Below are 24,333 nucleotides of genomic sequence, written 5' to 3'. Positions count from 1 at the left end.
CCGTTGTTTACCTGATCCTGCGAAAACGCATCCATGACGAATCGGGCAGATTTTTCGACGGACTCGTATGCGAATGCTGGTTCGGCAGGCGGCGGAAATGCGGAGCGCTTCGACCGCCTGGTGCGCATGATCGAAAGCCTGGCCGGATTGCCGGATGCGACGACCGCCGGCTCGGCCGCCTGCGCCCTGCTGGCGGCGGAATTCGCCGATTCGGGCGTCTGTGTTGTCGCTCGTCCGGTCCCGCCGCTGACGGGAGCCGAGACCGTTCTGGCCGATTACCCCTACGGCATTGGCCTTGCCGACATGCCGGGGGGCGAATCGATCACCATTCCGGTCGATCTCGGCAACGTGACGGCCGGACGATCGGTCAGCGCCGCGCTCCTGGCATGGCGCAGCCCGGGAGACAGGCGGTTCACCGCAGCGGAAACGGAACTTCTGACCGCGATCGGCCCGCATCTGCGCACGCTCGTCGTGCGCCTGCTCGATGTCGCCGGTGGTGGCAAGCGTAATGCGCTCGACCCCGAAACGGGCTTGTGGCCGTTGCCGAGCTTTCTTGCGCAGGCCGATCGGCGGTTTGACCGGCTCGATATCGAGGAGCGGGTTGGCACCATGTTCGCCATTGGCTGGGTAAAGTCGGGCGGCGCGACCGGCTCCGAGGCGTCGTCGGCGGTCATTCGCGAATCGGCCGAAACGCTGCGTGACATGCTGCGGCCGAGCGACCTGATCGGCCGGATCGGGCCGACCCGGCTTGCCGCCTGGTGTGACGGCGTCGATCACCTGATTGCGGCCGAGCGAGGCGACCGGATCGTGGCAAGGCTTGATGCGATGCTGGCCGGCACCGGCCGTCATGCGGCCATCGGCATCGCGTCGCGCTGGGCGCGTTCGGGCGACGATCCAGCCACCGTGCTTGCCAATGCCCGCGCCGGACTTGAACAGGCACGGCTCACTTCGGCGGCGACAGGCCGGCCAGTGGTGCGGATTTGGCAATCCGAAATTTCCTAGTGTCCCGAATCTGAAATCCATCGGATTTCAGATTCAAAGTAGACGCTAGGAAAATCAATGATTTAGTGGCCTGCTTGTCCCTGAAATTCACCCATGAATTTCAGGGACAGGACGCTGGAGCATCATCTCCGTCAGCGGGTGGTCGGCGGGGCGCTGGCTTTTTTCGATGTTCGAGCGAGATAGCGCGCGATGTTGGCGCGCTGTTTGGCGAAGGTCCGGGCAAATACATGGCCTCCCTTGCCTGTCGCGACGAAGAACAGCGCGTCGGTCTCGGCGGGGTGAAGCACGGCGCGGATCGCTGCGAGACCCGGCGCGCAGATCGGCCCCGGCGGCAGGCCGTGGTGGCGATAGGTATTGTAGGGACTCGCGGTCGATAAATCGTGGTCGTCGACGCGGTGGGTGAGGGCGGTCGACCGGCCATGGGTGACGGCGAAGATCACTGTCGGGTCGGCCTGGAGCATCATGCCCTTGCCCAGCCGGTTCTCGTAGACCCCGGCGATTTTTGGCAGTTCCGCGGGGAGCGGCGTCTCCAGTTGCACGATCGAGGCGAGAATGAGCGCCTGCCGCGGGGATTGCAGCGGCAGGCCCTGGGCGCGCGATGCCCAGGCTTTCGCCAGCGCGGTTCGCATCGCCGTCTGCATGCGGGCAATGATGGCGGCTCGCCTTGTGCCGTAGGTATAATCATAGGTCTGCGGCAGCACGCTGCCCTCGGGCGGCGGTGCCACGTGGCCGGTGGCGTCCGGCAGGGCGTTGATGATGTCGGCGATCTGCACCGAAGTCAGACCTTCGGGGATGGTTGCCTTGTGTTCCACTTCCGGCGCGAAGCGCAGCGTGCGCAGCACCGAACGCAGGCTGCCATGATCGATGAAACGGAATTCGCCGGAGCGGATCGGCCCTTGCCGGCTGGTGAGGAACGCCGCCACCTCGAAGATCAGGGGTGTGCGGATAACCTTCTTCCGCGCCAGCAGCCCGGCGACCTGCCTTGTGCTGCCGGGCGGGATGTAGATGTCGGCGGAGGCCGGGAGCGGGCCCGGGCCATCATAGGCCTGGTTGACGGCCATGCGGCCCAGCTGCAGCAGCACCAGAACGGTGAGCAGCAGGAGGATGAGGCGCCCGCTTCCCCGCATGCCCGCCGGGGCCAGGCTCAGCCTGGCTTGCGGAACAGGATCGAGGCGTTGGTGCCGCCGAAGCCGAAGCTGTTGGACAACACGATATCGATCTTGCGCTGCTGGGCGGTATGGGCGACGCGGTCGATCACGCTGGCGCGGCTCGGCTCGTCAAGATTGAGGGTTGGCGGGGCGATGCCGTCGCGCAGGGCGAGGATCGAGAAGATCGCCTCCACCGCGCCGGCGGCGCCGAGCAGGTGGCCGGTCGCCGATTTGGTCGAGGACATCGCCACGGTCTTCGCTGCGTCGCCGAACAGGTTTTCCACGGCTTCGAGTTCGAGGTCGTCGCCCATCGGGGTCGAGGTGCCGTGCGCGTTGATGTAGTCGACATCCGCCGGCGTGAGGCCGCCGGATTTCAGCGCCGCTTTCATCGCACGGAAGGCGCCGTCGTGATGCGGTGCGGGGGCGGTGATGTGGTGCGCGTCGCCGGACATGCCGTAGCCCGCGATCTCGGCGTAGATTTTCGCGCCGCGCCTCTTGGCGTGCTCGTATTCCTCGAGGAACAGCACGCCAGCGCCTTCGCCCATGACGAACCCGTCGCGGTCCTTGTCCCACGGGCGGGAGGCGGCCTTCGGATTGTCGTTGAACGCGGTGGACAGGGCGCGTGAGGCGCAGAACCCGGCGATGCCGATTTCGCAGACGGCCCCTTCGGCGCCGCCGGCGAGCATAATGTCGGCATCGCCAAAGGCGATGAGCCGCGCGGCATCGCCGACAGCGTGAACGCCCGTGGCGCAGGCGGTGACCGCGGAATGGTTCGGTCCCTTGAGCCCGAACCGGATCGAGACGTGCCCCGACACGAGATTCACCAGGGCGGACGGAATGAAGAAGGGCGAAAGCCGGCGGGCCCGGCCCTCATGCACCATGACGGACGCTTCGTAGATGGTCTGCAGGCCGCCGATGCCGGAGCCGATCATCACGCCGGCGGCGCAACGCTCTTCTTCGGTCTCAGGTGTCCAGCCCGAATCCTCCATTGCCTCGACGGCCGCGGCCATGCCGAGATGGATGAAGCGGTCCATCTTCTTCTGTTCCTTGGGCGGAACCCACTCATTGAGGTCGAATCCGCCATCCGCCCGCGATCCCGCGGGCAGTTCGCCCGCGACCTTGCAGGGCAGCTCCGCCGGGTCGAACCCGGTTATCGGACCGATGCCCGATTCGCCGGCGACCAGACGCCGCCAGACATGCTCGACCCCGACCCCGAGCGGGCTCGCGATCCCCATGCCTGTCACCACGACCCGACGCATGTTCATGTCCCGTCCGCTACCCGACTTATTCGGCTTTCTTTTTCTCGATATAGTCGATGGCGTCCTTCACGGTGCCGATCTTTTCGGCGGCGTCCTCGGGGATTTCCACGCCGAAGGCTTCCTCGAAGGCCATCACCAGTTCGACGGTGTCGAGGCTGTCCGCGCCCAGATCGTCGATGAAGGAGGCTTCCGGGGTCACCTTGGCTTCGTCCACGCCGAGATGCTCGACGACGATCTTCTTAACTTTTTCGGCGACTTCACTCATCGAATTCGTGCTCCTGTAGCGATTATCGATCGTTGGGCGGTTTGAACCGGCGGCGTCGACCATCCCGCCACCGGTCGAATGGATAGCATGCGTTGATCATGCCGCACGAGGCTGGCGTCATGATCGCTGCGAAAGTCCGGCGCGCTTAGCATGGTTCGCCCGGTCGCGCCAACCGCGGCTCAGATCATGGCCATGCCGCCATTCACGTGCAGCACCGCGCCGGTGACCCAGGCGGCCGCGTCGGAGGCGAGATAGGCGACGGAGGCTGCGATATCCTCCGGCTTGCCGAGGCGGCCGAGCGGGATCTTGTCCGCAAGCGAGGCACGCTGCGCCTCGTTCAGGGCATCGGTCATCGCCGTCTCGACGAAGCCGGGGGCGACGAGATTGACCGTGATGTTGCGCGAGGCGACTTCCTGCGCCATCGCTTTGGTCATGCCGATCAGGCCGGCCTTGGCGGCGGCGTAGTTCACCTGGCCCGGGTTGCCGGTGCTGCCGACGATGCTGCCGATATTGATGATCCGCCCGCTGCGGCGGCGCATCATCCCCTTCATGACGGCACGGGAGAGGCGGAACGGCGCGGCAAGGTCGACGTCCATCACGCTGGCCCAGGCCTCGTCCGACATGCGCAGCAGAAGGCCGTCGCGGGTCAGGCCGGCATTGTTCACCAGGATGTCGATGTGGCCGAGAGCCGATTCGGCCGCGGCGATCAGCGCATCGGCGGCCTTCGGGTCGGACAGGTCGGCCGGGCAGACATGGGCGCGTTCGCCGAGTTCGGCGGCGAGCGCCGTGAGGTTTGCCTCGCGGGTGCCGGAGAGGGCGACGGCCGCGCCGAGGCCGTGCAGCGTGCGCGCAATCGCGGCGCCGATGCCGCCGGAGGCGCCGGTGACCAGCGCCGTGCGGCCTTCGAGCGAAAAGAGTTCAGCCGACATGCTTCGCCAACTCCTCGAGTTCGGCAGGTGTGCCGCAGGACAATGCTTCGGCGTCCGGCGCGATGCGCCTCGCGAGGCCGGAAAGCACCTTTCCCGCGCCGAGTTCGATGAAGCGGGTAACGCCGAGCGCGGTCATGGTGGCCACCGATTCGCGCCAGCGCACGGGTGCCGTCACCTGCTCGACGAGCTTGGCCACGATGTCCGCCGGGTCGGTCACCTTGGCCGCGGTCACGTTGGCGATCAGCGGCACGACCGGGGCATTGACCGCAACACCCGCGAGCGCCTCGCGCATCGCCTCGGCCGCGGGGGCCATCAGCGCGCAATGGAACGGGGCGGAGACCGGCAGTTTCAGGGCGCGCTTGACGCCGCGGCCACGGGCGATCTCGATCGCCCGGTCAACGGCGGTGGCGGTGCCGGAAATCACGACCTGGCCGCCGCCGTTGTCATTGGCGACGGAGACGACCTCGTGTCCGTCCGGACCTTCGGCGGCCTCGGTGCAGATCGATTCGGCGGCGTCGAGCTCGACGCCGAGCAGCGCGGCCATCGCCCCCAGGCCGGGCGGCACGGCCTTCTGCATCGCGTTGCCGCGGATCCTGAGCAGGCGGGCGGCATCGGCCAGGGCGAAGGTGCCGGCGGCGGCGAGCGCCGAATATTCGCCGAGCGAATGGCCGGCGACCACAGCCGCGCGGTCGGCAATGCGGATCCCGGCTTCCTTCTCGAGGCAGCGCAGCACCGCGATCGACATCGCCATCAGCGCCGGCTGGGCATTCTCGGTGAGGGTCAGTTCCTCGGCCGGTCCCTCGAACATCAGGCGGGAGAGTTTCTGCTTGAGAACCTCGTCCACTTCCTCGAACACCTCGCGCGCCGGCGCGAAGGCGGCCGCGAGGTCGCGCCCCATGCCCACGACCTGGCTGCCCTGTCCTGGAAAGATGAAGGCGTTTACCGCCATGCTCCGTTTCTCCTGTCGTGTCGGCGACGTGGCCGGCGGCGTTCCGCCCGTCCGGGCGGTCCCGTGTTTACATGCGCTGACGGAGGCGCGGGGTAGATGCAGCGCGCGCGCAAGTCAATCTTTCGTCAACCTCCCGGTATCCATTTGTTCAGAAATGCCGCTCGAACACCCGGATCACGTCGCCCGGCTCGATCAGGGCGGAGACCGGCGCGCGATATTCGCGGGGGGTGCCGCCGGTCACCCGGATCACGCCCACTTCCGATTCCGCCGCCCGATAGGTGAACCCGCCGGCAAGGGAGACGGCGGCCAGCACCGTCATGCCCGGTTCGAACGCATACTGGTCGGGCTTGTTCACCTCGCCGAGGATCGAGAACGGGCGATAGGCCTTCACCTCCACCGCCACGGCCGGATGGCGCAGGATGCCCTTCGCCACCAGCGCGCGCGCGATGGCGCGGCGCAGCGCCGCCGTGGTCCGGCCGGCGGCGCGCACCGGGCCGAGCAGCGGCAGGTCGATCATGCCGGAGGCGTCGACGAGGTAGGTTGCCGTGAGCTGCTTCTGGCCGAACACGACGACGCGCAGACGGTCGCCTGTGCCGAGCCGATAGCCTCCGGGCGGGGCGGGCGGCAGGGGCGGCAGGCCGCTCCAGGCCGCGCAGCCGGACAACAAAGCCGGTGCGGCGAGGGCGGACACGGCCGTGGCGAGCAGATGGCGACGTGTTTCGCGGCGGAATTTCGGCATCACATGCAACCCTCGCCAGAAAATAGGCAAAATATACAACTTAAAATTGACTTAATTTCGTGTCGCAGACAGAATGCACAGGCAAGGGTTGGCTTTGCAAACCGGGCGGGTTTCCGGTGAACAGGAATCGGTTCTGAAATGGACACCGCGGCAAATGCGCGAGACCGGGTCAGGCAGATCGGGGGGACAGCCGATCCGATCGATGCATTGCGCGCCGTTCGCCGCCATTGGCGCCTTGCCGTGCTGGTCGCGCTTGGCCTGCCATTGCTGTCGCTCGGCGCGCTTTCGCGCATGCGGCCGGTATACACGGCGACCGGAACGCTTCTCTACAATCCAGTCGATTTCAACCCGAAGTTGCTACGCGGCGTGGTCGAGACGCGGCAGGTCACCGATGCGCTGATGGCCAGCCAGGCCGCCATTCTGAAAAGCCCGGCCGTGGTGGCGCGCGTCATCGACGGGCTCGATCTGGGCGCGAGCCCGGAATTCGACCCCGCGCGGCAGCGTCCCTCCCTGTTGCGGCGCTGGCTCGGCAGCGCCGGCCCGCCGCTTCCGGTTGCGCCGGACGCGTTGCGCGACGCCGTCACCGCCCGGTTTCACATCGACGTCCCGGCCGGTTCCCAGTTGATCAACGTATCCTTCACCGCCCACGATCCGGCGCTGGCCGCACGGGCGGCGAACGCCGCCATGGCCGCCTATCTCGCCAGGGAACGCCGCGAAAGTCTCGCGGTGCTGGATCGTGCTCAGGCCTGGCTCGGCCAGCGGGCAAAGGCGACGGCGCATCGGCTCGAGGCTCTGGATGTCGCGATCGCGCGCGAACGGGCGCGCAGCGGCACGGTGCGCGGCGCGGGCGCGGCGCCGCTGACGAACGAGGAGGCGGGGCAACTGACCGGCAGCCTTGCGGCCGCGCGGGCCGATCTTGCGGCCGCGCGGGCGCGTCTTGCGGCGTTGAATGGCGGCAGCGAGGCCGAAGCCGCGGCCGCCGTTGCGCCGGAGATCGCGCCGATGCGCGCGAGAGAGGCGGAACTGGCCGCGAAACTGCGCGCGCTCGGCAGCACCGAAGGGCCAAACTATCCCGATATCCGCGCGACGAAGCGCGCCCTCGCCGCATTGCGCGGCCAGATCGCGGCGGAGACGGGGCGGTTGATCACGGCGGACAGGATGCGCGCCGCCGCCGCGGCGGCGCGGGTGAAAAGTCTGAAAGCGGAACTCGCGGCCGTGCGCGACCGGGCGGCGGCGCAGTCGGTCCGGGCGGCGCCGCTGGCCCGCCTCGAGGAAGAGCGCACGGCCGAAAGCGACCTGCTGCGCGCGCAGACCGAGCAGATCGGCACGCTCGAGAGCCATAGCGCGCTGACCCGGCCCGATGCGCGGATCATCGCCGCGGCCACCCGCCCGCTGCAGCCGAGCGGCCCGCGCAGCGCGGCGATCCTCTCCGGCGCGGTCCTGCTCGGGCTCTGCCTTGGCGTGCTGGCCGCTCTGCTGGCGGATTCGCTGAACGGAAGTTTCCGTTCCGGCGGGCAGGTCCGCGAGGCGCTGGAATTGCCCTGCATGGCATTGCTGCCCGAGGTCGGGCGGCGTGAGCGTCGTGGCCTGTCCGTGCCCGACTATGCGCGCCGTTACCCGTTTTCCGCCTTCGCCGAGCAGATCCGCGCGCTGCGAACCGGCCTCTGGCTTGCTCCCGGCGCCCCGCGCAGCCTGGCCGTCACGGCGGCGCGGCCGGGCGAGGGCAAGACGACGCTGGCGGTCAGCCTCGCCCTGTCGGTTGCGGCGAGCGGGGCGCGGGTTCTCGTGATCGACTGCGACATCCGGCAGCCGAGTTTCGACATGATCTTCGGGCTCGGCGGTCTGCCCGGACTGACCGACCACCTCGCCGGGCGAGCGACCCTGGAGGCCGCGATTCATCGACCGGCGCTGGAGGAGGGGGGCAGCCTGCCAGACGTGATGCCCGCCGGGGCCGTGGCGACCGAGGCGCTGGCTCTCTTCATGTCCGACCGGCTGGGCCGGTTGATGGCGGAACTGCACGGGCGCTACGATCTCGTGGTTCTCGATCTGCCGCCGGTCTTCGCCCTGGCGGAGGCGCAGCTGCTCGCGCGCGCCGCGGCCGCCACGCTGCTGTGCATCCGCTGGGGCCAGACCCCGCGGCGCACCGTGGCCGCGGCGCTCGCGCTGCTGGACCAGGGCGGGTTGCGGCTCGCCGGCGCCGCGCTCACGCGGGTCGACGGTCCGCGCCACGCCCGGTCGGGCTTTCCCGATTCGGAACTCTATCATCCGCGCTATGGCGGCTATTTCCGTCTCTGAGGTCGCCGTGCGCGCAAGGCGCCGCCCGGTGCCTGGCGCCGACGCCATCATGATTGGTGTCGCGGCGGCACTGATCCTGTGGCCCGCCCTCGTGAACGGATACCCCCTCATCTTTTCGGATACCGGGACCTACATCTCGCAGATGATGGAGCGGCATCTCGGCTGGGACAGGCCGCCGTTCTATAGCCTGCTCGTTCTCGCCGCCGGGCTTGGGCGGTCGCTCTGGCCCGTGATCGCCGGGCAGGGGCTGCTTGCGGCGGCGCTGATCCGGGCGACGCATCGGCTGCTGAGCCCCGATGCGGGGACGCTCGACAGCGCGCTGCTGCTGGTGATTCTGGCTGCCGGGTCTTCGCTGAGCTGGACCGCGGCGCAGGTGATGCCGGACATCTTCACGCCGTTGATGGTGCTGGCCTTCGCGATCCTGATTCTTGCGCCGCAAGGGGCGGCAGGCCTCATCGTCCCGGCCATGGTGATCGGTCTGGCGATTCTCGTGCATCTGAGCAACATGCCGATCTATGCGGGACTCTGCCTTTGCGTGCTGCCGCTGCGCGCGTTGCGGCAGCGGGTCCGCTGGCGGCCTCTGCTGCTGCCGTTCCTGCTCGGCCTCGCCGGGCTGACCGCCGTGAACGCGATTGCGCGCGGCCGCATTTCGCCCTCGCCCTATGGCGGGACATTTCTGCTCGCCCGCCTGATCGAGAACGGTCCCGCGCGGACGACACTCGCGCATGACTGTCCGAAGGCGGGTTGGGCACTTTGCGCCTATCGTGGCGATCTGCCGCGCACGGCCGATGGGTTCCTCTGGCGGGCGGATAGCCCGCTCTACCGCGCTGGAGGGCCGCGCCGGCTGATCGACCAGACCGATGCGATCGTGCGCCGGACCATCGTCGAGCATCCGGCCGCCGTCCTGGGCGCGGCGATACGGGATTTCGGCCTGCAACTCGTGATCTTTTCGCCGGGCAGTGGCCTGCGTCCCTGGTATGCGACGGCGTGGCAGACGATCCGCCGCGATCTGCCGCAGACGGCGTACGCGGCCTATCTCGCCAGCCGGCAGGCGCGCGGGCGGATGGCGGTGCCGCCCCTGCTTGCGGCATTCGTGCAGGCGCTCGCGGTCGGCGGGATGGGGCTGACCTGTGGCTTCGCGCTCTACGCGGCGGCGGCGCGGCGTCTCAGGCCCGAAGCAGCGTCACTCGGGCTGTTCTGCTGGATCGTCGTCCTGGCGCTCGCGGGTAATGCCGCGGTCACGGGCGCGCTATCGGGCCCGCATGCGCGGTACCAGAGTCGAATGGTGTGGCTGACGGTTCTGGCCGGATGGCTGGTGCTGCGCCAGATTCAGGCCGGATGCCGGTCGCGCCCGACCAGCAACACGACATAAAGTCGGAGGCGCCCGAAGCCGAGGCGGCGGCGCCAGTCGATCATGTGGGTCAGGCGGTGGCGCATGCCGAAATGCAGCTCGATCGCCCGAAGCTGCGCGTCGGAAAAACTCGCCGCGAGGTCGTGCGGCAGCGCATCGAGGAACCGGCCGAGCGGGGCCGAGCGTTCTGGTGCCGGCATGGCCGCATCACTCGGTCATCCGGTCGAGCACGGGAACGGAGCGCAACACCGCCCGCTTCAGCACCACCGGGCCGAGCAGGCCGGCGCTCATCAGCACCGCGGCGAAGGGGAGGAAATGCGTGCCGTTCCAGCCCGTGGCGAGCAGCAGCAGGCCTTTGGCGAGGCCGATGAAGATCGTGTTGAACAGGTAGATCATCAGGGAATACCGTCCGAGCGTTGCCAGTGTCCGGGCGGAGGATAGGCACGGAAATCTTACCAGGGCGTGAAGTGCGGGCATCGCCGTGAGGCCGAGCGTCACCAGGCGCAGATTGAACGGCAGCACGTTGCCGTCGAGCGCGACGAAGGCGAAGCCGGTCACGAAGGCAGCGATCAGCGGCCAGCGCCAGCGGTCGATCCAGCCGGTCCAGCGGTCGCCGAGGGCTCCTGCCGCGAGGCCGGCGCCGAAGAACAGCGCGTAGCGGCCTGTCTCGGCCAGGTAGAGATGCCAGGGCAGGGGGATGAACTGGAACGCGGCGAAGATGCAGATCACCGGCCAGAGGCGGCCGCGGCAGGCGGCGAGAAGCAGCGGCGTTGCCACACTGAGCAGGAAGAGCACCGCGAGGTACCACAGCGAGTAGGCCGGGCTGGCGAGCGGATGCCAGATCGTGTCCGCCAGTCCGCCGAGCAGGCCTTGCGGGGGGTTGTCAACATGGATGAAACGGGCGGCGGCGAGTTTTCCGGCGGTGATCGTGAATGCCATGACGGCGAAGGGGATCAGCAGGCGCCGCGCCCGCGCGCGGATCAGCCCCGGCCATCCCGCCGGCGGCGTTCCGGCATGGCCGGCCAGCCAGGTGACGAGCCCGCTGAGGTAGAAGAAGAACGGCATGTGGAAGCCATAGACCGCCCGGCGCAGCGCCGGATACCAGAGCACATGCGCCGGGTCTTGCCGGGCGACGATATGGCCGAAGACAACCAGCGAGATGGCGAGACCCTTGGCGCGGTCGATATCCGCCCGGCGATTCACGGCAGGGCTGGATGCACGATATGCCCCTCGCCCAGCGCGCCGCGCAGGAAACCGCGGGCGTAGGCGGCCTTGCAGCGCAGCCCGATCTGGCCGGTGCTCGCCGGCGGCCAGAGGCCGAACGGGGCGAGTAGCAGCGCGTGCAGCGCGAGGCGCGCGGCCCGCGCGAGGCGTGGCTCGCCGAGGGCGCCCAGCATCACCGCCTCGGATACGCCGGACCAGTATTGCCGGCGGACCAGCCAGGCGGGGTTGAGGCGCGAGCGGTCGATCTCGTGATGCACCACGAGGTCCGGCGTGAAGCGCACCTTCAGCCCGCCCCGGCGGAGACGGCGGATGATGTAGGTTTCCTCGTTCGAGATCATCAGCCCGGCGCGCCGGCCGAGACAGGTGGGAAACCCGCCGAAACGGGCGAGAACATCGCGCCGGAAGGCGATGTTGGCGCCATAGGGATCGATGTCGGCGACCCCCGGCTCGCTCGGCCGCACCTGGTCGATGATGGTCAGCACGGCGCGCAGCGAGGGCGGCCACCAGCATGGCAACTGAGCCTGCCATTGCGGCAGGATCGGGCCGCCGGTCGCGGCCAGTTCCGGGTCCGCCGCGACGGTGCGCAGCAGCACGGCGCACCAGTCCCGGGCAGGGGTGGCGTCGTCATCGAGATAGGCGATCCACCTGCCCCGCGCGGCCGCGAGGGCGGCGTTGCGCGCCTCGCTCAGTCCGGGTGCGGGCAACCGGACATGCGTGGCACCGTGGCGGGCGGCGGCGGCGCGGATCAGCTCTGCCTCGCGCGGTGCCGAACCGGAGTCGATGACGAGCGTCTCGACCCCCTCGGGCGCGGGTGAAAGCGCCGCGAGGCAGCGTTCGGTCTCGCGGCCGCGGTTATGGGTGCAGATCGCAACGCTGAGGCGTATCGGGTCTATGGCGGCGTCTTGCATGAGTGCCCCTGTTTTTTGCACGACACACAATTAAAGGTTGTGTATACCTGAGCGCAAATGACCGCTGATTGCAATTGATTTGATAGATTTTCCGGCCCTCCTGCGGTGCATTCTTTTTGCACTGCCCGCGCTTGTCGCGGCCGGGGGGGCCGCGCGGGGGGATTCGCTGGGCAGTTTCCTGCCGATGGCGATCCCGGGTTTCGGCGTCGCGCCGGGGGTTTCTGCGCGCTCCCGCCTGCATTCGGGCGATTTTCCGGTCCCCCTTGCGCCGCTCGCGAGCGCCGGACTTGAGGTGTTTCCCCGTCTCGCGGTCGATGCAGGGCTCGATACTGCGCCCGGCGCCGGCCAGGGGATCACGGCGATGGGCATGGTGCGGCCGGAAGTGCGGCTGGCCGACCCCGAACTGGGCCTTGCCGGATTCGCGAATGCCGAGCTGGACCGCTATGCCCGCGATCCCGCCGCCAATGCCAACCGGGTGACGGCGGCGCTCGGCCTCGCCCTGCCGTTCGGGCCGGACCGGATCACGCTCGGTGCCGCCCATGTCAGCACAGCGCAGACGGCGCTGGGACTCGCCGCCAATGGCGGGGCGGCGCCGCTCGACGTGACGACGGATGCCGGCCGGATCGGCCTGAGGTTCGGCTTCGGCGCCTTCGACGCCACGGCGCGGGTCTGGTTCGGACGCGACCGTGTGGCCGCCGGCGGCGTGGGGCCGGCCGGCTTCGGCAGCCGCGCCATCACGCGCGGGCAAGTCGCGCTGGAAACGGCGGATGGCGCGCCACTGCGGGAACTTCTCCTGCTGCGGGCCGGCACGACCCGGTATGCAGGGGCGCTGCCTGGCAGCGGCTTTGCCGACAGTTCGAGCCTTGCCGTGCTGGCCGGCGGGGTGACCGGCGCGCGGGCGCTGTGGCGCCTGCGCGTGGTCGGCGGCGCCGAGCGGATCCGCTATGCGGAAGGGGGACCGGCGTCCGGCATTGCCGTGGTTGGCGACCTGGCGCTGCAATGGACGCCGGATCCGCTGATCGCCGTCGATCTCGATCTGTCGCGCCGAGCGGGAGCGGATGGCGGGTTCGGCGTGCCGGGCAGCATCCTGACGACCGAGCGGCTCGGCCTTGCCGAATCCTATGCGCGCGACCTGCTGTTCACCGTCGATGTCGCCGCGCGGCAGGGGCGGGTTTCCGGCCATGCGGCGACCGAGGCCGACGTGACGGCCGGCGCACTGTGGCGGCTGTCCCGCGCCGTCTCGTTCAGGCCGTCGGCCAGTTTCGCCTTGCGGCACGACCTGCCCGGCTCGGCGCCGCACGAGGCGCGGCTGATGCTATCACTGGTCTGGACGCCATGAGGGGGCAGCGCTTCGCGCCGTTCGGCATCCGTTTCGATCGCCTCGGGCCGGAGGCGGCGCTCGGCTTCGTGCTGCGCTGGGACCGGCGCCGGCCGTTCGGCTATGTCGTGACGCCGAATGTCGATCATCTCGGTCGGTTGCGGCGGGGCGGAGACTTGCGAACGGCTTATGACGATGCCGCGCTGTGTCTGCTGGATTCGCGGGTTGCGGCGGGTCTCGCGCGGATCTGCGGCGTTGTGCCGCCGCCGGTGGTGACCGGGGCGGACCTGCTGGCGGCGGTGATGCCGGCGCTGGAGATGCGCGGCGCGAGGGTGGCGGTCGTCGGCCTCGATGCCGCGGCGATGGACGCCTTCGCCGCATGCTATCCGGGCGTCGATTTCACCCATGCCGAACCGGCCCGCGGGTTCGAGCATGACGAGGCGGCCCTCGGCGCGGTGGTGGACTTCATCGAGCGCGCGCGGGCGGATTGCACGATCCTCGCCGTGGGATCGCCGCGGCAGGAGGTGCTGGCGCAGGCGGTGCGGCGGCGCGGACGCGCCCTGGGCATCGGGCTGTGCGTCGGCGCGGCGCCGCTGTTTCTGTCCGGGGTGCTGCGCCGCGCGCCGGCGCCGTTGCGGGCGGCGGGGCTGGAATGGACATGGCGCCTGATGCGCGAGCCGGCGCGCCTGGCACGGCGCTATCTGATCGACGGACCGCCGGTTCTGCTGGCGCTGGCGCGGGAGTTTCGCCGCCCCGCCTTGCCGGGGGCAGGCAGTTGCGCGATAGACAGGAGCATAATCAACGGGATGGAGGCGCAATGTTCAGGCAGACTGACGCATGACGGCGTTCCGCTCGTCGCTCGATCCGCGCAGCGCCGCGTTTCGGGCGAATCAGGAGGCGATGCGCAGCCTGGTCGAGGATCTGCGCGCCAGGGTGGATGACATCCGCGCCGGCGGCGGTGAAGCGGCGCGGGAGCGGCATGTCGCGCGGGGGAAGCTGCTGCCGCGCGACCGGATCCGCACGCTGATCGACCCGGCATCGCCCTTCCTCGAATTCTCCCAGCTTGCCGGGTACGGCATGTATCACGAGCCGGTGCCGGCCGGCGGTATTATCACCGGGATCGGCCGGGTGTCGGGGCGGGAATGCGTGATCGTCGCCAACGACGCCACGGTGAAGGGCGGCACCTATTTCCCGATCACGGTCAAGAAGCACCTGCGCGCCCAGGCGATCGCGGCGCAGAACCGGCTGCCCTGCCTCTATCTCGTCGATTCCGGCGGCGCCAACCTGCCGAACCAGGACGAGGTCTTCCCCGACCGCGAGCATTTCGGCCGCATCTTCTACAATCAGGCGCAGATGTCGGCGGCGGGGATCGCGCAGATCGCGGTGGTGATGGGCTCCTGCACCGCCGGCGGCGCCTATGTGCCGGCCATGGCCGATGAGAGCATCATCGTCCGCGAGCAGGGGACGATCTTTCTCGGCGGCCCGCCGCTGGTGAAGGCGGCGACCGGCGAGGTGGTCACCGCCGAGGCGCTGGGCGGGGCCGACGTGCATACGAGGGTCTCCGGTGTGGCCGATCATTTCGCCGAGTCGGACGCGCATGCCCTCGGCATTGCCCGGCGGATCGTCGGCGGGCTGAACACCCGCAAGCCGGCGCAGATGGACTTGCTCCCGCCACGGCCGCCGGTGGGGGCGCCGGATGCGATCTATGGCGCCGTGCCGGCCGATCCGCGCACGCCCTATGACGTGCGCGAGGTGATCCGGCTCATCGTCGATGCCGGCGAATTCGACGAGTTCAAGGCGCGCTACGGCACGACGCTGGTGACCGCCTTCGCCCGCATCTGGGGCTATCCGGTCGGCATCGTCGCGAATAACGGCGTGCTGTTCTCCGAATCGGCGCTCAAGGGCGCGCATTTCATCGAACTCTGCGCGCAGCGGGGGATTCCGCTGGTGTTCCTGCAGAACATCACCGGCTTCATGGTCGGGCGGAAATACGAATCCGGCGGCATCGCCAGGGACGGCGCAAAGCTGGTGACGGCGGTGGCCACCGCGAACGTGCCGAAATTCACCGTGATCATTGGCGGCTCGTTCGGGGCCGGGAATTACGGCATGTGCGGCCGGGCCTACGATCCGCGCTTCCTGTGGATGTGGCCGAACGCGCGGATCTCGGTGATGGGCGGGACGCAGGCGGCCTCGGTGCTGGCGACACTCCGGCGCGACAATATCGAGGCGCGGGGCGGCGGGTGGTCGGCGGCGGAGGAGCAGGCGTTCCGGGCGCCGATCGAGGCGCAGTACGAGCATCAGGGGCATCCTTATTACGCCAGCGCCCGGCTGTGGGACGATGGGGTGATCGACCCGGCGGATACGCGGATGGTGCTGGCGCTCGGGCTCTCGGCGAGCCTGAACGCGCCGATCGAGCCGACGCGGTTCGGCCTGTTCAGGATGTGAGGCGATGAGCGAACCGGTTGAATTTTCCCTGGCCGAAGACGGCACCGCGACGATCTCGATGAACCGCCCCGCGCTGCACAACGCGTTCGACGAGGGGATGATCGCGGCGCTCACCGCCGCCTGCCTGCGGGCGGGCGAGGATCCGCGCGTCCGCCGCGTGGTGCTGGAGGGGCGGGGGAAGAGTTTTTCCGCGGGCGCCGATCTCAACTGGATGCGTCGCAGCGCGGCTTACACGGCCGAGCAGAACTACGCGGACGCGCTGGGGCTGGGCCGGCTGATGCGGACGCTGAACGACCTGCCGAAGCCGGTGATCGGGCTGGTGCAGGGGGCGGCTTTCGGCGGCGGCGCCGGGCTTGCGGCGTGCTGCGACATCGTGATCGCCGCGGAGGATGCGAAATTCTGCTTCTCCGAGGTCCGCCTCGGCCTGATCCCGGCGGTGATCAGCCCCTATGTCGTCGCCGCGATCGGGCCGCACCAGGCGCGGCGGTATTTTTGCTCCGCCGAGGTGATCCCCGCGCCGGAGGCGATGCGGATCGGACTCGCGCATATCGTGGCGCCGCGCGACGGGCTGGCGGCGGCGCGGGATGCGATGATCGCGACCCTCGCCCAGGGCGGGCCCGAGGCGCAGGCGGATGCGAAGGCGCTGGTCGGCGATGTCGCGGGCCGGGATATCGATGATGCGCTGGTGAACATGACGGCGCGGCGCATCGCCGATCGCCGCGCGAGCGCCGAGGCGCAGGAAGGCCTGGCCGCGTTTCTGGAGAAACGCGCGCCGTCCTGGCGGGCGGGGTGAGCGCGATGTTCGGATCGGTCCTGATCGCCAATCGCGGAGAGATCGCCTGCCGGGTGATCCGCACGGCGCGGCGGATGGGGCTGCGCAGCATCGCGGTGTTCTCGGATGCCGATGCGGGGGCGGCGCATGTCGCGATGGCGGATGCAGCGGTGCGGATCGGGCCGCCGGCGGCGGCGGAGAGCTATCTCGCGATCGACCGGATCATCGAGGCGGCGCGGCGCACCGGTGCCGAGGCGATCCATCCGGGTTACGGGTTTCTCAGCGAGAACGCCGATTTTGCGGAGGCCTGCGCCGCGGCGGGGCTCGTGTTCGTCGGGCCGCCGGCGGAAGCGATCCGGGCGATGGGCTCGAAATCGGCGGCGAAGGCGCTGATGGAACAGGCCGGCGTGCCGCTGGTGCCCGGCTATCACGGCGCGGACCAGGACCCGGCGGCGCTGGCGCGGGCGGCGGCGGAGATCGGCTATCCGGTGCTGATCAAGGCGTCCGCCGGTGGCGGCGGCAAGGGCATGCGCGTGGTGCGCGCGGCGGCCGATTTCGCGGCCGAGCTCGACCGGGCGAAGGGCGAGGCGCGCGCCGCCTTCGGCGATGACCGCGTGCTGGTCGAGAAATACCTGACGAAGCCGCGGCATATCGAGATCCAGGTCTTCGCCGACACCCACGGCAACGTGGTTTCGCTGCACGAGCGCGACTGCTCGATCCAGCGGCGGCACCAGAAGATCGTCGAGGAGGCGCCGGCGCCGCTGATCGACGAGGCGATGCGCGCGGCAATGGGCAAGACGGCCTGCGACGCCGCGCGGGCGATCGGCTATGTCGGCGCCGGAACGGTCGAGTTCATCGCCGAGGATGGCGCGTTCCACTTCATGGAAATGAACACGCGGCTGCAGGTCGAGCATCCGGTGACCGAGATGATCACCGGGATCGACCTCGTCGAATGGCAGTTCCGCGTGGCCGCGGGCGAGGCGCTGCCCCTGAAGCAGGAGGGGATCGGCCGGCGGGGCCACGCGGTGGAGGTGCGGCTCTATGCCGAGGACCCGGCCCGGGATTTCGCGCCCTCGACCGGCGCGCTGGCGCGGCTGCGCCTGCCGGCGGAGAGCCGCCATTTGCGGATCGAATCCGGCGTGCGCGCCGGCGACGAGGTGTCGGTGCATTACGATCCGATGATCGCCAAGCTCGTCACCTGGGACGAGGACCGGGACGGCGCGCTGCGGCACATGGCGCAAGCGCTGGCGGCCTGCGAGATCGACGGGGTGCAGACCAATCTCGACCTGCTGCGGCGGATCGTGACGCACCCGGATTTTTGCGCGGCCGCGCTCGATACCGGGTTCATCGCCCGGCACGAGGCGGCGCTGCTGCCGGCGCGGGGCGCGCCGCCGGTCGCGGTGCTGGCGGCGGCGGCGCATCGCTGGCTGGCCACGCTGCCGCAAAGCGGCGATCCTTCCGATCCGTGGTCGCCCTGGGCGACGCGCGCGGCCTGGCGGCTGAATGGCGAGCGTTTCCAGGATGTCGTGATCGAGGATGGCGAGGCCACGCACCATCTGCGCCTGCATCCGCGCGACGAGCGGCATTTCCGCCTCGACCACGCGGGGCGGGAGGTCTTCGTTTGCGTCGATGCGGCCGGCGAGGATGAAGTGTCGGTCGAGATCGACGGTATCGTCGCGCGGCTGGGCACGAGCGGCCAGGGGGGACGGATCGTCGTTTTTGCCGATGGCGCGCGCCACGTGCTGGCCGTCGCCGATCCGCACCGCGCGGCGGGCGAGGCGGACGGCGCGGCGGCGCGGGTCACCAGCGTGATGCCGGGCAAGGTCGTGGAACTCGCCGTCGCCGCGGGCAGCGCGGTGCGCGAGGGCGATCTGCTCGCGGTGATCGAGGCGATGAAGGTGCAGTTCCGCATCACCGCCCCGCGGGACGGGGTGATCGCCGCCCTCCATTGCGCGGTGGGCGACCTGATCGAGGACGGCGCCGAACTCATGGCGTTCGCCACCGATACGGACTGAAGGAAAGGACTCGAAATGCTGTGCATCATGGGAACGATCAGGCTGCCGGCCGACCGGATGGCGGCGGCGCGGGCGCCGATGGCGGCCATGATCACGGCCACGCGGGACGAGGCGGGCTGCCTCGAATACGCCTTCGCCGAAGACGTGCTTGATCCCGGGCTGATTCGCGTCAGCGAGCGGTGGACCGATCGGCAGGCGCTCGACGCTCATGCCGCATCGGCGCATATGCGGGCCTGGCGCGCGGCGCTGCGGGAGATCGGCGTGCTCGATCGCGACCTGACGCTCTACGACATCGGTCATCCCCGCCCGCTCTGATCGTGCCGCTTGCCATCCGTCGGGGATTGTGCGATTGGCCGCTCTTCCCTGCCGGGCGGATGGCATTTCGCCCGGCTATGCCCGTTTCCATGGGGGAAATAGGCGCTCACCGGCGCCGGGGCTGAAACCAACCACAGGGGGACATATGCCGCTATACGAATGCGTGCTGATCGCGCGCAGTGAAATCACGCAGCAGCAGGTCGACACCATCGCCGACGCGGTGACCGCCCAGGTCGAGAGCGAAAGCGGCGCGGTGAAGAAGCGCGAATACTGGGGTCTGCGCAATCTCGCCTACCGCATCAAGAAGAACCGCAAGGGACATTACGTCCTGCTCGGGCTCGATGCCGAACCGGTGACGATCAGCGAGATGGAGCGCCAGCTCGGCCTGAACGAGGACGTGTTGCGCTTCATGACCGTGCGCGTCGAGGACATCGACGAGGCGCCGTCCGCGCCGCTCGCGCGCCGCGGCGAGGACCGTGATCGCGACCGCGGGTTCCGCGGGCCGAAGCCCGCCGGCCGCTTCGATTCGGGCCGCCGGCGCGGCGCCGATGATCGCGAGGAATACCGGGCGCGCGACGAGTATCGTTCGGACCGCGACGAAGATCAGAACGAGGAGAACTGAGCCATGTCCGACAGCATCGAGACCGCGCCGGTCAATACCCCGGCCGCCCGTCGCACCGCGGTCGGCGCGCGCCGTCCGTTCTACCGCCGCCGCAAGGCCTGCCCGTTCTCCGGCCCGAACGCGCCGAAGATCGATTACAAGGACGTCCGGCTGCTGTCGCGCTTCCTCTCGGAGCGCGGCAAGATCGTGCCGAGCCGCATCACCGCCGTTTCGGCCAAGAAGCAGCGCGAACTCGCGCGCGCCATCAAGCGCGCCCGCTTCCTCGCCCTGCTCCCCTACGTGGTCGATTGAGGAGCTAGCATCATGGCACAAGTCGAACTGATCCTGCTCCAGCGCGTCGAGCATCTCGGGCAGATGGGCGAAGTGGTGAAGGTGAAGCCGGGCTATGCCCGCAACTTCCTGCTGCCCCAGGCCAAGGCCGTGCGCGCCACCAAGCAGAACCGCGAGCGCTTCGAGCGTGAGCGTGCCCATCTCGAGGCGCAGAATCTCAAGCGCCGCGAGGAGGCCGAGCGCGTCGCCGAGCGCGTCGCCGGCCTGACCGTGACGCTGATCCGCCAGGCCAGCGACGCCGGCTCGCTCTACGGCTCGGTGACGTCGCGCGACATCGCCGATGCCTGTGGCGAAGCGAGCCTCGGCATCACGCGCAGCCAGGTCCTGCTGGTCCACCCGATCAAGACGCTGGGCCTTGCGACGGTTCGCGTGGCGCTGCATCCCGAAGTGCTGATCGATGTCGTCGTCAACGTCGCGCGCTCGCCGGAAGAGGCGGAGAAGCAGGCGCGTGGCGAGGCCATCATGCGCGAGGAAAGCGAGTACGAACTGGAGACCGGCGAGGAAGTCGCCGAGGGGCCGGAACAGACCGCCTGACCGGCATCCCGGGCTTCCAGTGCTGATGAACGGCGTCGGTCCGCGGACCGGCGCCGTTTTTCCGTTTATGCAGCTCTGGTAGCCATTCTGTCGTTTCCCTCTTTTCCGACGGGGCGTCAGTTACCAAATCCTTGCCGGGTTCTTCAGCCGGCGGAGATTGGTCATGCGGATATTACTGGACAACCTGTTGAAACGCCTGGTCGCCCACGGCGATCTGAGCGTGATCTGGCCGGATGGCGCGATCTCCCATTACGCAGGCCGCCCGGGGCGGGCGGCAACCCTCGCGATCCGCGATCCCGCCATCATCCGCCGGCTCGTCACCGATCCGGCCATGGCGCTCGGCGAAGGCTACATGGAGGGCGCGCTCGATCCCGTCGACGGCTCTATCTATGACGTTCTGCATGTCCTGCTCTCGAGCGTGCAGGAAAGCGAGGGACGCATTCCGGCGCTGCGGCTGCGCAACGCGTTCGGGCGCGTGTTCCGCCCGCTGGCGCAGCTCAACAATGCCCGCCGCTCGAAGCGCAACGTCGCGCATCACTATGATTTGAACGGCCGGCTCTACGCGCTGTTCCTCGATCGTGACCGGCAATATTCCTGCGGCTATTTTCCGCGCGGCGACGAGACGATCGACGAGGCACAGGCGGCGAAGAAGCGGCATATCGCCTCCAAGCTGCTCCTCGACCGGCCGGACCTGGAAGTTCTCGACATCGGCTGCGGCTGGGGCGGCATGGCGCTGACCCTGGCGCGCGACTATGGCGCGCGGGTGACCGGGATCACCCTTTCCGAGGAACAACTCGCGGAGGCACGCCGCCGCGCCGAGGCGGAGGGGCTCGCCGATCGCGTCAGTTTCGAACTGATGGACTACCGGGCGATGACCCGCGAATTCGACCGCATCGTGTCGGTCGGCATGTTCGAGCATGTCGGCGTGCCGAATTATCCGAGTTTCTTTGCCACGGTGCAGCGGTGCCTGAAGCCGGACGGGGTTGCCCTGCTGCACGCGATCGGCCGCTTCGACGGTCCTGACGTCACCAGCCCGTGGCTGGCGAAATACATTTTCCCCGGCGGGTATTCGCCCTCGCTGTCCGAGGTGTTCGCGCCGCTCGAACGGTCCGGCCTGCGCAGCACCGACATTGAGATCCTGCGGCTGCATTATGCGAAGACGCTCGCCCACTGGCGCAAGCGCTTCGCCGCCAACCGCGATGCCATCGCCTCGCTGTACGACGAGCGGTTCTGCCGGATGTTCGAGTTCTACCTTGCAGGTTCGCAGCTTGCCTTCGAGGTGCAGGACCACATGGTCTTCCAGATCCAGCTGGCCCGCCGGCAGGACGCGGCTCCGCTCACGCGTGACTACATGATCGACGCCGAGCGGGCGGCTCAGTCCCTGAGCCGCTCGATATCGGCGCCGCACGCGGCGAGCTTGCGCTCGACGGCCTCGTAACCCCGGTCGAGGTGATAGACGCGGTTGACGATCGTCTCGCCCTTCGCGGCGAGACCGGCGAGCACCAGCGAGAACGAGGCGCGTAGGTCGGTCGCCATCACCGGCGCGCCGGACAGCCCCGGCACGCCGCGCACGATCGCCGATGAACCGTGGACGTTGATGCGCGCGCCCATGCGGTTGAGCTCGGGCACATGCATGAAGCGGTTCTCGAAGATCGTCTCGGTGATCATCGAGGCGCCCTCGGCCACGGCCATCAGCGTCATGAACTGCGCCTGCATGTCGGTCACGAAGCCGGGGAAGGGCTCGGTCATCGCATCTGTGCCATGCAGCCCGTTGCGCCGGCTGACGGTGACGCCCTCGGCCACTTCCGTCACATCCACGCCCGCCTCGCCGAGCGTGGAGGCCAGCGCGCCGAGGTCGAACATCCGTGCGCCGCGGAGCAGAACGCCGCCGCCGGTGATGGCCGCGGCACAGGCATAGGTGCCCGCCTCGATCCGGTCCGGCAGGATGGTGTGCCGCGCGCCGTGCAGAGCCTTCACCCCGCGAATGGTAAGCCGGTCCGAGCCGATTCCGCTGATATCCGCGCCCATCTTGTTCAGGCAGTCGGCGAGATCGCCGATCTCCGGCTCGCGGGCGGCGTTGACCAGCACGGTCTCGCCCTCGGCGAGGGTGGCGGTGAGCAGCAGCTGCTCGGTGGCGCCGACCGACACGAAGGGAAAGGTGATGGTCGCGCCATGCAGCCCTTTGGGCGCGCGGGCGTTGATGTAGCCGCCATCGAGGGCGATCTCGGCACCCATCGCCTCCAGCCCCTTGAGGTGCAGGTCGACCGGGCGGGTGCCGATCGCGCAGCCGCCGGGCAGCGACACGCGGGCCTCGCCGGTGCGCGCCAGCAGCGGGCCGAGAACCAGGATCGAGGCGCGCATCTTGCGCACGATGTCGTAGGGCGCCTCGGTATTCGTGATGGCGCCGCCGACCGATAGCTGCTTTGCTCCGGTTTCCTCGACGGCGATGCCATGTTGCGCGAGCAGTTGCGCCATGGTCGCGACGTCGGCGAGGGCCGGAACGTTCTCGAGTTCCAGCCGCTCGTCGGTGAGCAGGCCGGCGACCATCACCTTGAGCGCCGAATTCTTGGCGCCCGAAATGTCGATGACGCCTTCCAGCGGCCGACCGCCGCGGATGCGGATTCTATCCATGAAGCCTCACAGTCTGGGAAGCGAAACGCCGCGCTGGCGCATGTATTTGCCGGCCTTGTCGGCATAGCTGGTTTCGGGCGGCGCAGAGCCCTGCAGGAAGAGGAACTGGCAGATCCCCTCGTTGGCGTAGATCTTGGCGGGCAGGGGGGTGGTGTTCGAGATCTCGATGGTCACCTGTCCCTCCCATTCGGGTTCGAGCGGTGTGACGTTCACGATGATGCCGCAGCGCGCATAGGTCGATTTCCCGAGACAGATGACCAGCACATCGCGCGGGATGCGGAAATATTCGACCGTGTGCGCGAGCGCGAAGGAGTTGGGGGGGATGATGCAGACGGGCCCCTTGCGGTCGACAAAGCTGTCGGATGAAAAATTTTTCGGATCGACAACAGCGGAATCGACATTGGTGAAGATCTTGAAGTCGTCGGCAACCCGGGCGTCATAGCCATAGGACGACAATCCGTAGGAGATCACCCCGTCGCGCTTCTGGGTTTCGACGAAGGGATCGATCATCCCGTTCGAGACAGCCTGCTCGCGAATCCAGTGGTCCGGCATTACCGGCATGGGCTGTCTCCGTCAGCGGCTTCGGGCCTGACTGCGGGCTGAGCGGCGCGTTCACGAAGTTGCTGCTTGCGGCGCCAGAGATTGGCGCGCAGAGCTTCAGCCTCGCGCTGCCTTCGAGCTGCCGCGGCCGCCTCGGCGTCGCTGCGAGTATCTTTTGTGCTGCCGGTCATGGCAGGACAAAGCGGAATTGCAGGGATGCCGTCAAGTGCCGCGCTTGCGCCGGGCGGCTCCTTTGGATATACCGCCCGGCAACGCGGCGCTGTCATAGCTCAGGGGTAGAGCACCTCATTGGTAATGAGGAGGTCGAGGGTTCAATTCCCTCTGACAGCACCATAAAATCAAGCACTTAAGTGGTGATTTCCGGTTTCCGAATGTCACCTCGGGTATAACTGTGCTTCACATGTGCTGAAGAAATCTCCGGCAGCGTGAACGCCTCATTGCGTATCGCCCGCGCCCTCCATGTGCGCTGCCGGCTGTCGCATGCGGCGAGATTGCTCACCACGATTGATTATTTGATTATTCTGGCCAGCGTGCGCCGGACTGCCGCCTCTGCAACAACGTGCGCATCTTCGATGCCCTTCTGCGAAAAGCGGTTCGATTTCTGAGGGCTATCTGGCGGACCCGGCGCGATTCGAACGCGCGACCTTTGCCTTCGGAGGGCAACGCTCTATCCAGCTGAGCTACGGGTCCGGCAACGTCCGCATAGCGCGGATTGGATCTG

At 68.7% G+C, this 24,333-nt stretch carries 25 protein-coding genes and 2 tRNA genes; 15 read left to right on the top strand and 12 right to left on the bottom strand.

The window, feature by feature from the left end; translation table 11 throughout:
- The first annotated feature begins 33 nt into the window (after positions 1-33).
- Positions 34-1,002, top strand: a complete 969-nt coding sequence (locus ACMV_RS07820; RefSeq protein WP_007422689.1) for a diguanylate cyclase domain-containing protein — start codon at positions 34-36, stop codon at positions 1,000-1,002.
- A gap of 131 nt (positions 1,003-1,133) precedes the next feature.
- On the opposite strand, the gene mltG is transcribed toward ACMV_RS07820, so the two are convergent.
- From mltG to ACMV_RS07790, 6 genes are all read right to left on the bottom strand, one after another.
- Complete coding sequence (mltG, locus tag ACMV_RS07815; protein WP_013640064.1) at positions 1,134-2,129, bottom strand: endolytic transglycosylase MltG; 996 nt, start codon at positions 2,127-2,129, stop codon at positions 1,134-1,136.
- Between the two features lie 17 nt (positions 2,130-2,146).
- Positions 2,147-3,415, bottom strand: a complete 1,269-nt coding sequence (gene fabF / locus ACMV_RS07810; protein ID WP_011942307.1) for a beta-ketoacyl-ACP synthase II — start codon at positions 3,413-3,415, stop codon at positions 2,147-2,149.
- A gap of 19 nt (positions 3,416-3,434) precedes the next feature.
- Positions 3,435-3,674 (bottom strand): acyl carrier protein, encoded by a 240-nt coding sequence (locus tag ACMV_RS07805; protein WP_007422686.1) that lies wholly within the window; start codon positions 3,672-3,674, stop codon positions 3,435-3,437.
- 179 nt (positions 3,675-3,853) lie between these two features.
- The gene (fabG, locus tag ACMV_RS07800; RefSeq protein WP_007422685.1) at positions 3,854-4,603 is read right to left on the bottom strand and encodes a 3-oxoacyl-[acyl-carrier-protein] reductase; all 750 of its coding nucleotides are present in this window, start codon (positions 4,601-4,603) and stop codon (positions 3,854-3,856) included.
- Entirely contained in the window at positions 4,593-5,552 is a 960-nt protein-coding gene (gene fabD, locus ACMV_RS07795) for an ACP S-malonyltransferase (RefSeq protein ID WP_013640063.1), read from the bottom strand. Before fabD ends, fabG begins: the two co-directional genes overlap by 11 nt.
- Before the next feature lie 148 nt (positions 5,553-5,700).
- The gene (locus ACMV_RS07790) at positions 5,701-6,291 is read right to left on the bottom strand and encodes a polysaccharide biosynthesis/export family protein (RefSeq protein WP_007422683.1); all 591 of its coding nucleotides are present in this window, start codon (positions 6,289-6,291) and stop codon (positions 5,701-5,703) included.
- A gap of 138 nt (positions 6,292-6,429) precedes the next feature.
- Between ACMV_RS07790 and ACMV_RS07785 the strand changes: the two genes are divergently transcribed.
- Together ACMV_RS07785 and ACMV_RS07780 are read left to right on the top strand one after the other, a co-directional pair.
- Positions 6,430-8,586 carry a GumC family protein gene (locus ACMV_RS07785; protein ID WP_013640062.1) on the top strand — a complete coding sequence of 719 codons (2,157 nt, stop codon included), beginning with the start codon at positions 6,430-6,432 and terminating at the stop codon, positions 8,584-8,586.
- Positions 8,587-8,593: 7 nt separating this feature from the next.
- Positions 8,594-9,958, top strand: a complete 1,365-nt coding sequence (locus ACMV_RS07780; protein ID WP_231844505.1) for a hypothetical protein — start codon at positions 8,594-8,596, stop codon at positions 9,956-9,958.
- Here ACMV_RS07780 and ACMV_RS07775 read toward each other — a convergent pair.
- Genes ACMV_RS07775 through ACMV_RS07765 form a run of 3 tightly spaced genes read right to left on the bottom strand, consistent with a single transcriptional unit; the run spans position 9,916 to position 12,069 of the window.
- Positions 9,916-10,137: a hypothetical protein gene (locus tag ACMV_RS07775; RefSeq protein ID WP_011942304.1), complete on the bottom strand. Its 222-nt coding sequence runs from the start codon at positions 10,135-10,137 to the stop codon at positions 9,916-9,918. The genes ACMV_RS07780 and ACMV_RS07775 overlap by 43 nt on opposite strands.
- Positions 10,138-10,144: 7 nt before the next feature.
- Positions 10,145-11,140 carry an acyltransferase family protein gene (locus tag ACMV_RS07770; RefSeq protein WP_013640060.1) on the bottom strand — a complete coding sequence of 332 codons (996 nt, stop codon included), beginning with the start codon at positions 11,138-11,140 and terminating at the stop codon, positions 10,145-10,147.
- A complete protein-coding gene (locus tag ACMV_RS07765; RefSeq protein ID WP_007423500.1) occupies positions 11,137-12,069 on the bottom strand; it encodes a glycosyltransferase family 2 protein in 933 nt (310 codons plus the stop codon). The genes ACMV_RS07770 and ACMV_RS07765 overlap by 4 nt, the downstream gene beginning before the upstream one ends.
- A 184-nt stretch (positions 12,070-12,253) precedes the next feature.
- Between ACMV_RS07765 and ACMV_RS07760 the strand changes: the two genes are divergently transcribed.
- The 10 genes from ACMV_RS07760 (at position 12,254) to ACMV_RS07715 (ending at position 21,858) form a co-directional block, all read left to right on the top strand.
- Positions 12,254-13,408: an outer membrane beta-barrel protein gene (locus ACMV_RS07760; protein WP_013640059.1), complete on the top strand. Its 1,155-nt coding sequence runs from the start codon at positions 12,254-12,256 to the stop codon at positions 13,406-13,408.
- Complete coding sequence (locus ACMV_RS07755; protein WP_013640058.1) at positions 13,405-14,328, top strand: WecB/TagA/CpsF family glycosyltransferase; 924 nt, start codon at positions 13,405-13,407, stop codon at positions 14,326-14,328. Before ACMV_RS07760 ends, ACMV_RS07755 begins: the two co-directional genes overlap by 4 nt.
- Positions 14,225-15,832, top strand: a complete 1,608-nt coding sequence (locus ACMV_RS07750; protein ID WP_013640057.1) for a carboxyl transferase domain-containing protein — start codon at positions 14,225-14,227, stop codon at positions 15,830-15,832. Before ACMV_RS07755 ends, ACMV_RS07750 begins: the two co-directional genes overlap by 104 nt.
- 4 nt (positions 15,833-15,836) lie before the next feature.
- Positions 15,837-16,625, top strand: a complete 789-nt coding sequence (locus ACMV_RS07745) for an enoyl-CoA hydratase-related protein (protein ID WP_013640056.1) — start codon at positions 15,837-15,839, stop codon at positions 16,623-16,625.
- A 5-nt stretch (positions 16,626-16,630) separates the two neighbouring features.
- Positions 16,631-18,619, top strand: coding sequence for an acetyl/propionyl/methylcrotonyl-CoA carboxylase subunit alpha (locus tag ACMV_RS07740; protein ID WP_011942299.1), 1,989 nt, complete (start codon positions 16,631-16,633; stop codon positions 18,617-18,619).
- Between the two features lie 15 nt (positions 18,620-18,634).
- Positions 18,635-18,934: a putative quinol monooxygenase gene (locus ACMV_RS07735; protein ID WP_013640055.1), complete on the top strand. Its 300-nt coding sequence runs from the start codon at positions 18,635-18,637 to the stop codon at positions 18,932-18,934.
- A 145-nt stretch (positions 18,935-19,079) separates the two neighbouring features.
- Positions 19,080-19,556, top strand: coding sequence for a 30S ribosomal protein S6 (gene rpsF, locus ACMV_RS07730; RefSeq protein ID WP_013640054.1), 477 nt, complete (start codon positions 19,080-19,082; stop codon positions 19,554-19,556).
- Positions 19,557-19,559: 3 nt separating this feature from the next.
- The gene (rpsR, locus tag ACMV_RS07725; RefSeq protein WP_011942298.1) at positions 19,560-19,847 is read left to right on the top strand and encodes a 30S ribosomal protein S18; all 288 of its coding nucleotides are present in this window, start codon (positions 19,560-19,562) and stop codon (positions 19,845-19,847) included.
- 12 nt (positions 19,848-19,859) lie between these two features.
- Entirely contained in the window at positions 19,860-20,420 is a 561-nt protein-coding gene (gene rplI / locus ACMV_RS07720) for a 50S ribosomal protein L9 (RefSeq protein ID WP_007422451.1), read from the top strand.
- Between the two features lie 163 nt (positions 20,421-20,583).
- Positions 20,584-21,858, top strand: coding sequence for an SAM-dependent methyltransferase (locus tag ACMV_RS07715; RefSeq protein ID WP_013640053.1), 1,275 nt, complete (start codon positions 20,584-20,586; stop codon positions 21,856-21,858).
- Here ACMV_RS07715 and murA read toward each other — a convergent pair.
- Positions 21,795-23,051: a UDP-N-acetylglucosamine 1-carboxyvinyltransferase gene (murA, locus tag ACMV_RS07710; protein WP_007422449.1), complete on the bottom strand. Its 1,257-nt coding sequence runs from the start codon at positions 23,049-23,051 to the stop codon at positions 21,795-21,797. The genes ACMV_RS07715 and murA overlap by 64 nt on opposite strands.
- Positions 23,052-23,057: 6 nt before the next feature.
- Positions 23,058-23,612 carry a dCTP deaminase gene (gene dcd, locus ACMV_RS07705; protein ID WP_007422448.1) on the bottom strand — a complete coding sequence of 185 codons (555 nt, stop codon included), beginning with the start codon at positions 23,610-23,612 and terminating at the stop codon, positions 23,058-23,060.
- A 258-nt stretch (positions 23,613-23,870) separates the two neighbouring features.
- Here dcd and ACMV_RS07700 point away from each other — a divergent pair.
- Together ACMV_RS07700 and ACMV_RS20795 are read left to right on the top strand one after the other, a co-directional pair.
- Positions 23,871-23,945: transfer RNA gene (locus tag ACMV_RS07700), tRNA-Thr, on the top strand.
- Between the two features lie 92 nt (positions 23,946-24,037).
- Positions 24,038-24,217: a hypothetical protein gene (locus ACMV_RS20795; protein ID WP_154653536.1), complete on the top strand. Its 180-nt coding sequence runs from the start codon at positions 24,038-24,040 to the stop codon at positions 24,215-24,217.
- Positions 24,218-24,225: 8 nt separating this feature from the next.
- Here the strand turns inward: ACMV_RS20795 and ACMV_RS07695 are convergent.
- Positions 24,226-24,302, bottom strand: a tRNA-Arg gene (locus ACMV_RS07695).
- Positions 24,303-24,333 lie beyond the last annotated feature (31 nt).

The sequence above is a fragment of the Acidiphilium multivorum AIU301 genome, assembly GCF_000202835.1.
Lineage (GTDB): Bacteria > Pseudomonadota > Alphaproteobacteria > Acetobacterales > Acetobacteraceae > Acidiphilium > Acidiphilium multivorum.
Note: the sequence above shows the minus strand (reverse complement) of the source record. Positions and strands in the feature narration are given on the sequence as shown.

What these genes read in the sequence shown, in the direction of transcription:
- ACMV_RS07820 (WP_007422689.1), top strand. Translation starts at nt 34, where the DNA reads ATGACGAATCGGGCAGATTTTTCGACGGACTCGTATGCGAATGCTGGT.
- mltG (WP_013640064.1), bottom strand. Translation starts at nt 2,129, where the DNA reads ATGCGGGGAAGCGGGCGCCTCATCCTCCTGCTGCTCACCGTTCTGGTG.
- fabF (WP_011942307.1), bottom strand. Translation starts at nt 3,415, where the DNA reads ATGAACATGCGTCGGGTCGTGGTGACAGGCATGGGGATCGCGAGCCCG.
- ACMV_RS07805 (WP_007422686.1), bottom strand. Translation starts at nt 3,674, where the DNA reads ATGAGTGAAGTCGCCGAAAAAGTTAAGAAGATCGTCGTCGAGCATCTC.
- fabG (WP_007422685.1), bottom strand. Translation starts at nt 4,603, where the DNA reads ATGTCGGCTGAACTCTTTTCGCTCGAAGGCCGCACGGCGCTGGTCACC.
- fabD (WP_013640063.1), bottom strand. Translation starts at nt 5,552, where the DNA reads ATGGCGGTAAACGCCTTCATCTTTCCAGGACAGGGCAGCCAGGTCGTG.
- ACMV_RS07790 (WP_007422683.1), bottom strand. Translation starts at nt 6,291, where the DNA reads ATGCCGAAATTCCGCCGCGAAACACGTCGCCATCTGCTCGCCACGGCC.
- ACMV_RS07785 (WP_013640062.1), top strand. Translation starts at nt 6,430, where the DNA reads ATGGACACCGCGGCAAATGCGCGAGACCGGGTCAGGCAGATCGGGGGG.
- ACMV_RS07775 (WP_011942304.1), bottom strand. Translation starts at nt 10,137, where the DNA reads ATGCCGGCACCAGAACGCTCGGCCCCGCTCGGCCGGTTCCTCGATGCG.
- ACMV_RS07765 (WP_007423500.1), bottom strand. Translation starts at nt 12,069, where the DNA reads ATGCAAGACGCCGCCATAGACCCGATACGCCTCAGCGTTGCGATCTGC.
- ACMV_RS07760 (WP_013640059.1), top strand. Translation starts at nt 12,254, where the DNA reads ATGGCGATCCCGGGTTTCGGCGTCGCGCCGGGGGTTTCTGCGCGCTCC.
- ACMV_RS07755 (WP_013640058.1), top strand. Translation starts at nt 13,405, where the DNA reads ATGAGGGGGCAGCGCTTCGCGCCGTTCGGCATCCGTTTCGATCGCCTC.
- ACMV_RS07750 (WP_013640057.1), top strand. Translation starts at nt 14,225, where the DNA reads ATGACGGCGTTCCGCTCGTCGCTCGATCCGCGCAGCGCCGCGTTTCGG.
- ACMV_RS07745 (WP_013640056.1), top strand. Translation starts at nt 15,837, where the DNA reads ATGAGCGAACCGGTTGAATTTTCCCTGGCCGAAGACGGCACCGCGACG.
- ACMV_RS07740 (WP_011942299.1), top strand. Translation starts at nt 16,631, where the DNA reads ATGTTCGGATCGGTCCTGATCGCCAATCGCGGAGAGATCGCCTGCCGG.
- ACMV_RS07735 (WP_013640055.1), top strand. Translation starts at nt 18,635, where the DNA reads ATGCTGTGCATCATGGGAACGATCAGGCTGCCGGCCGACCGGATGGCG.
- rpsF (WP_013640054.1), top strand. Translation starts at nt 19,080, where the DNA reads ATGCCGCTATACGAATGCGTGCTGATCGCGCGCAGTGAAATCACGCAG.
- rpsR (WP_011942298.1), top strand. Translation starts at nt 19,560, where the DNA reads ATGTCCGACAGCATCGAGACCGCGCCGGTCAATACCCCGGCCGCCCGT.
- rplI (WP_007422451.1), top strand. Translation starts at nt 19,860, where the DNA reads ATGGCACAAGTCGAACTGATCCTGCTCCAGCGCGTCGAGCATCTCGGG.
- ACMV_RS07715 (WP_013640053.1), top strand. Translation starts at nt 20,584, where the DNA reads ATGCGGATATTACTGGACAACCTGTTGAAACGCCTGGTCGCCCACGGC.
- murA (WP_007422449.1), bottom strand. Translation starts at nt 23,051, where the DNA reads ATGGATAGAATCCGCATCCGCGGCGGTCGGCCGCTGGAAGGCGTCATC.
- dcd (WP_007422448.1), bottom strand. Translation starts at nt 23,612, where the DNA reads ATGCCGGTAATGCCGGACCACTGGATTCGCGAGCAGGCTGTCTCGAAC.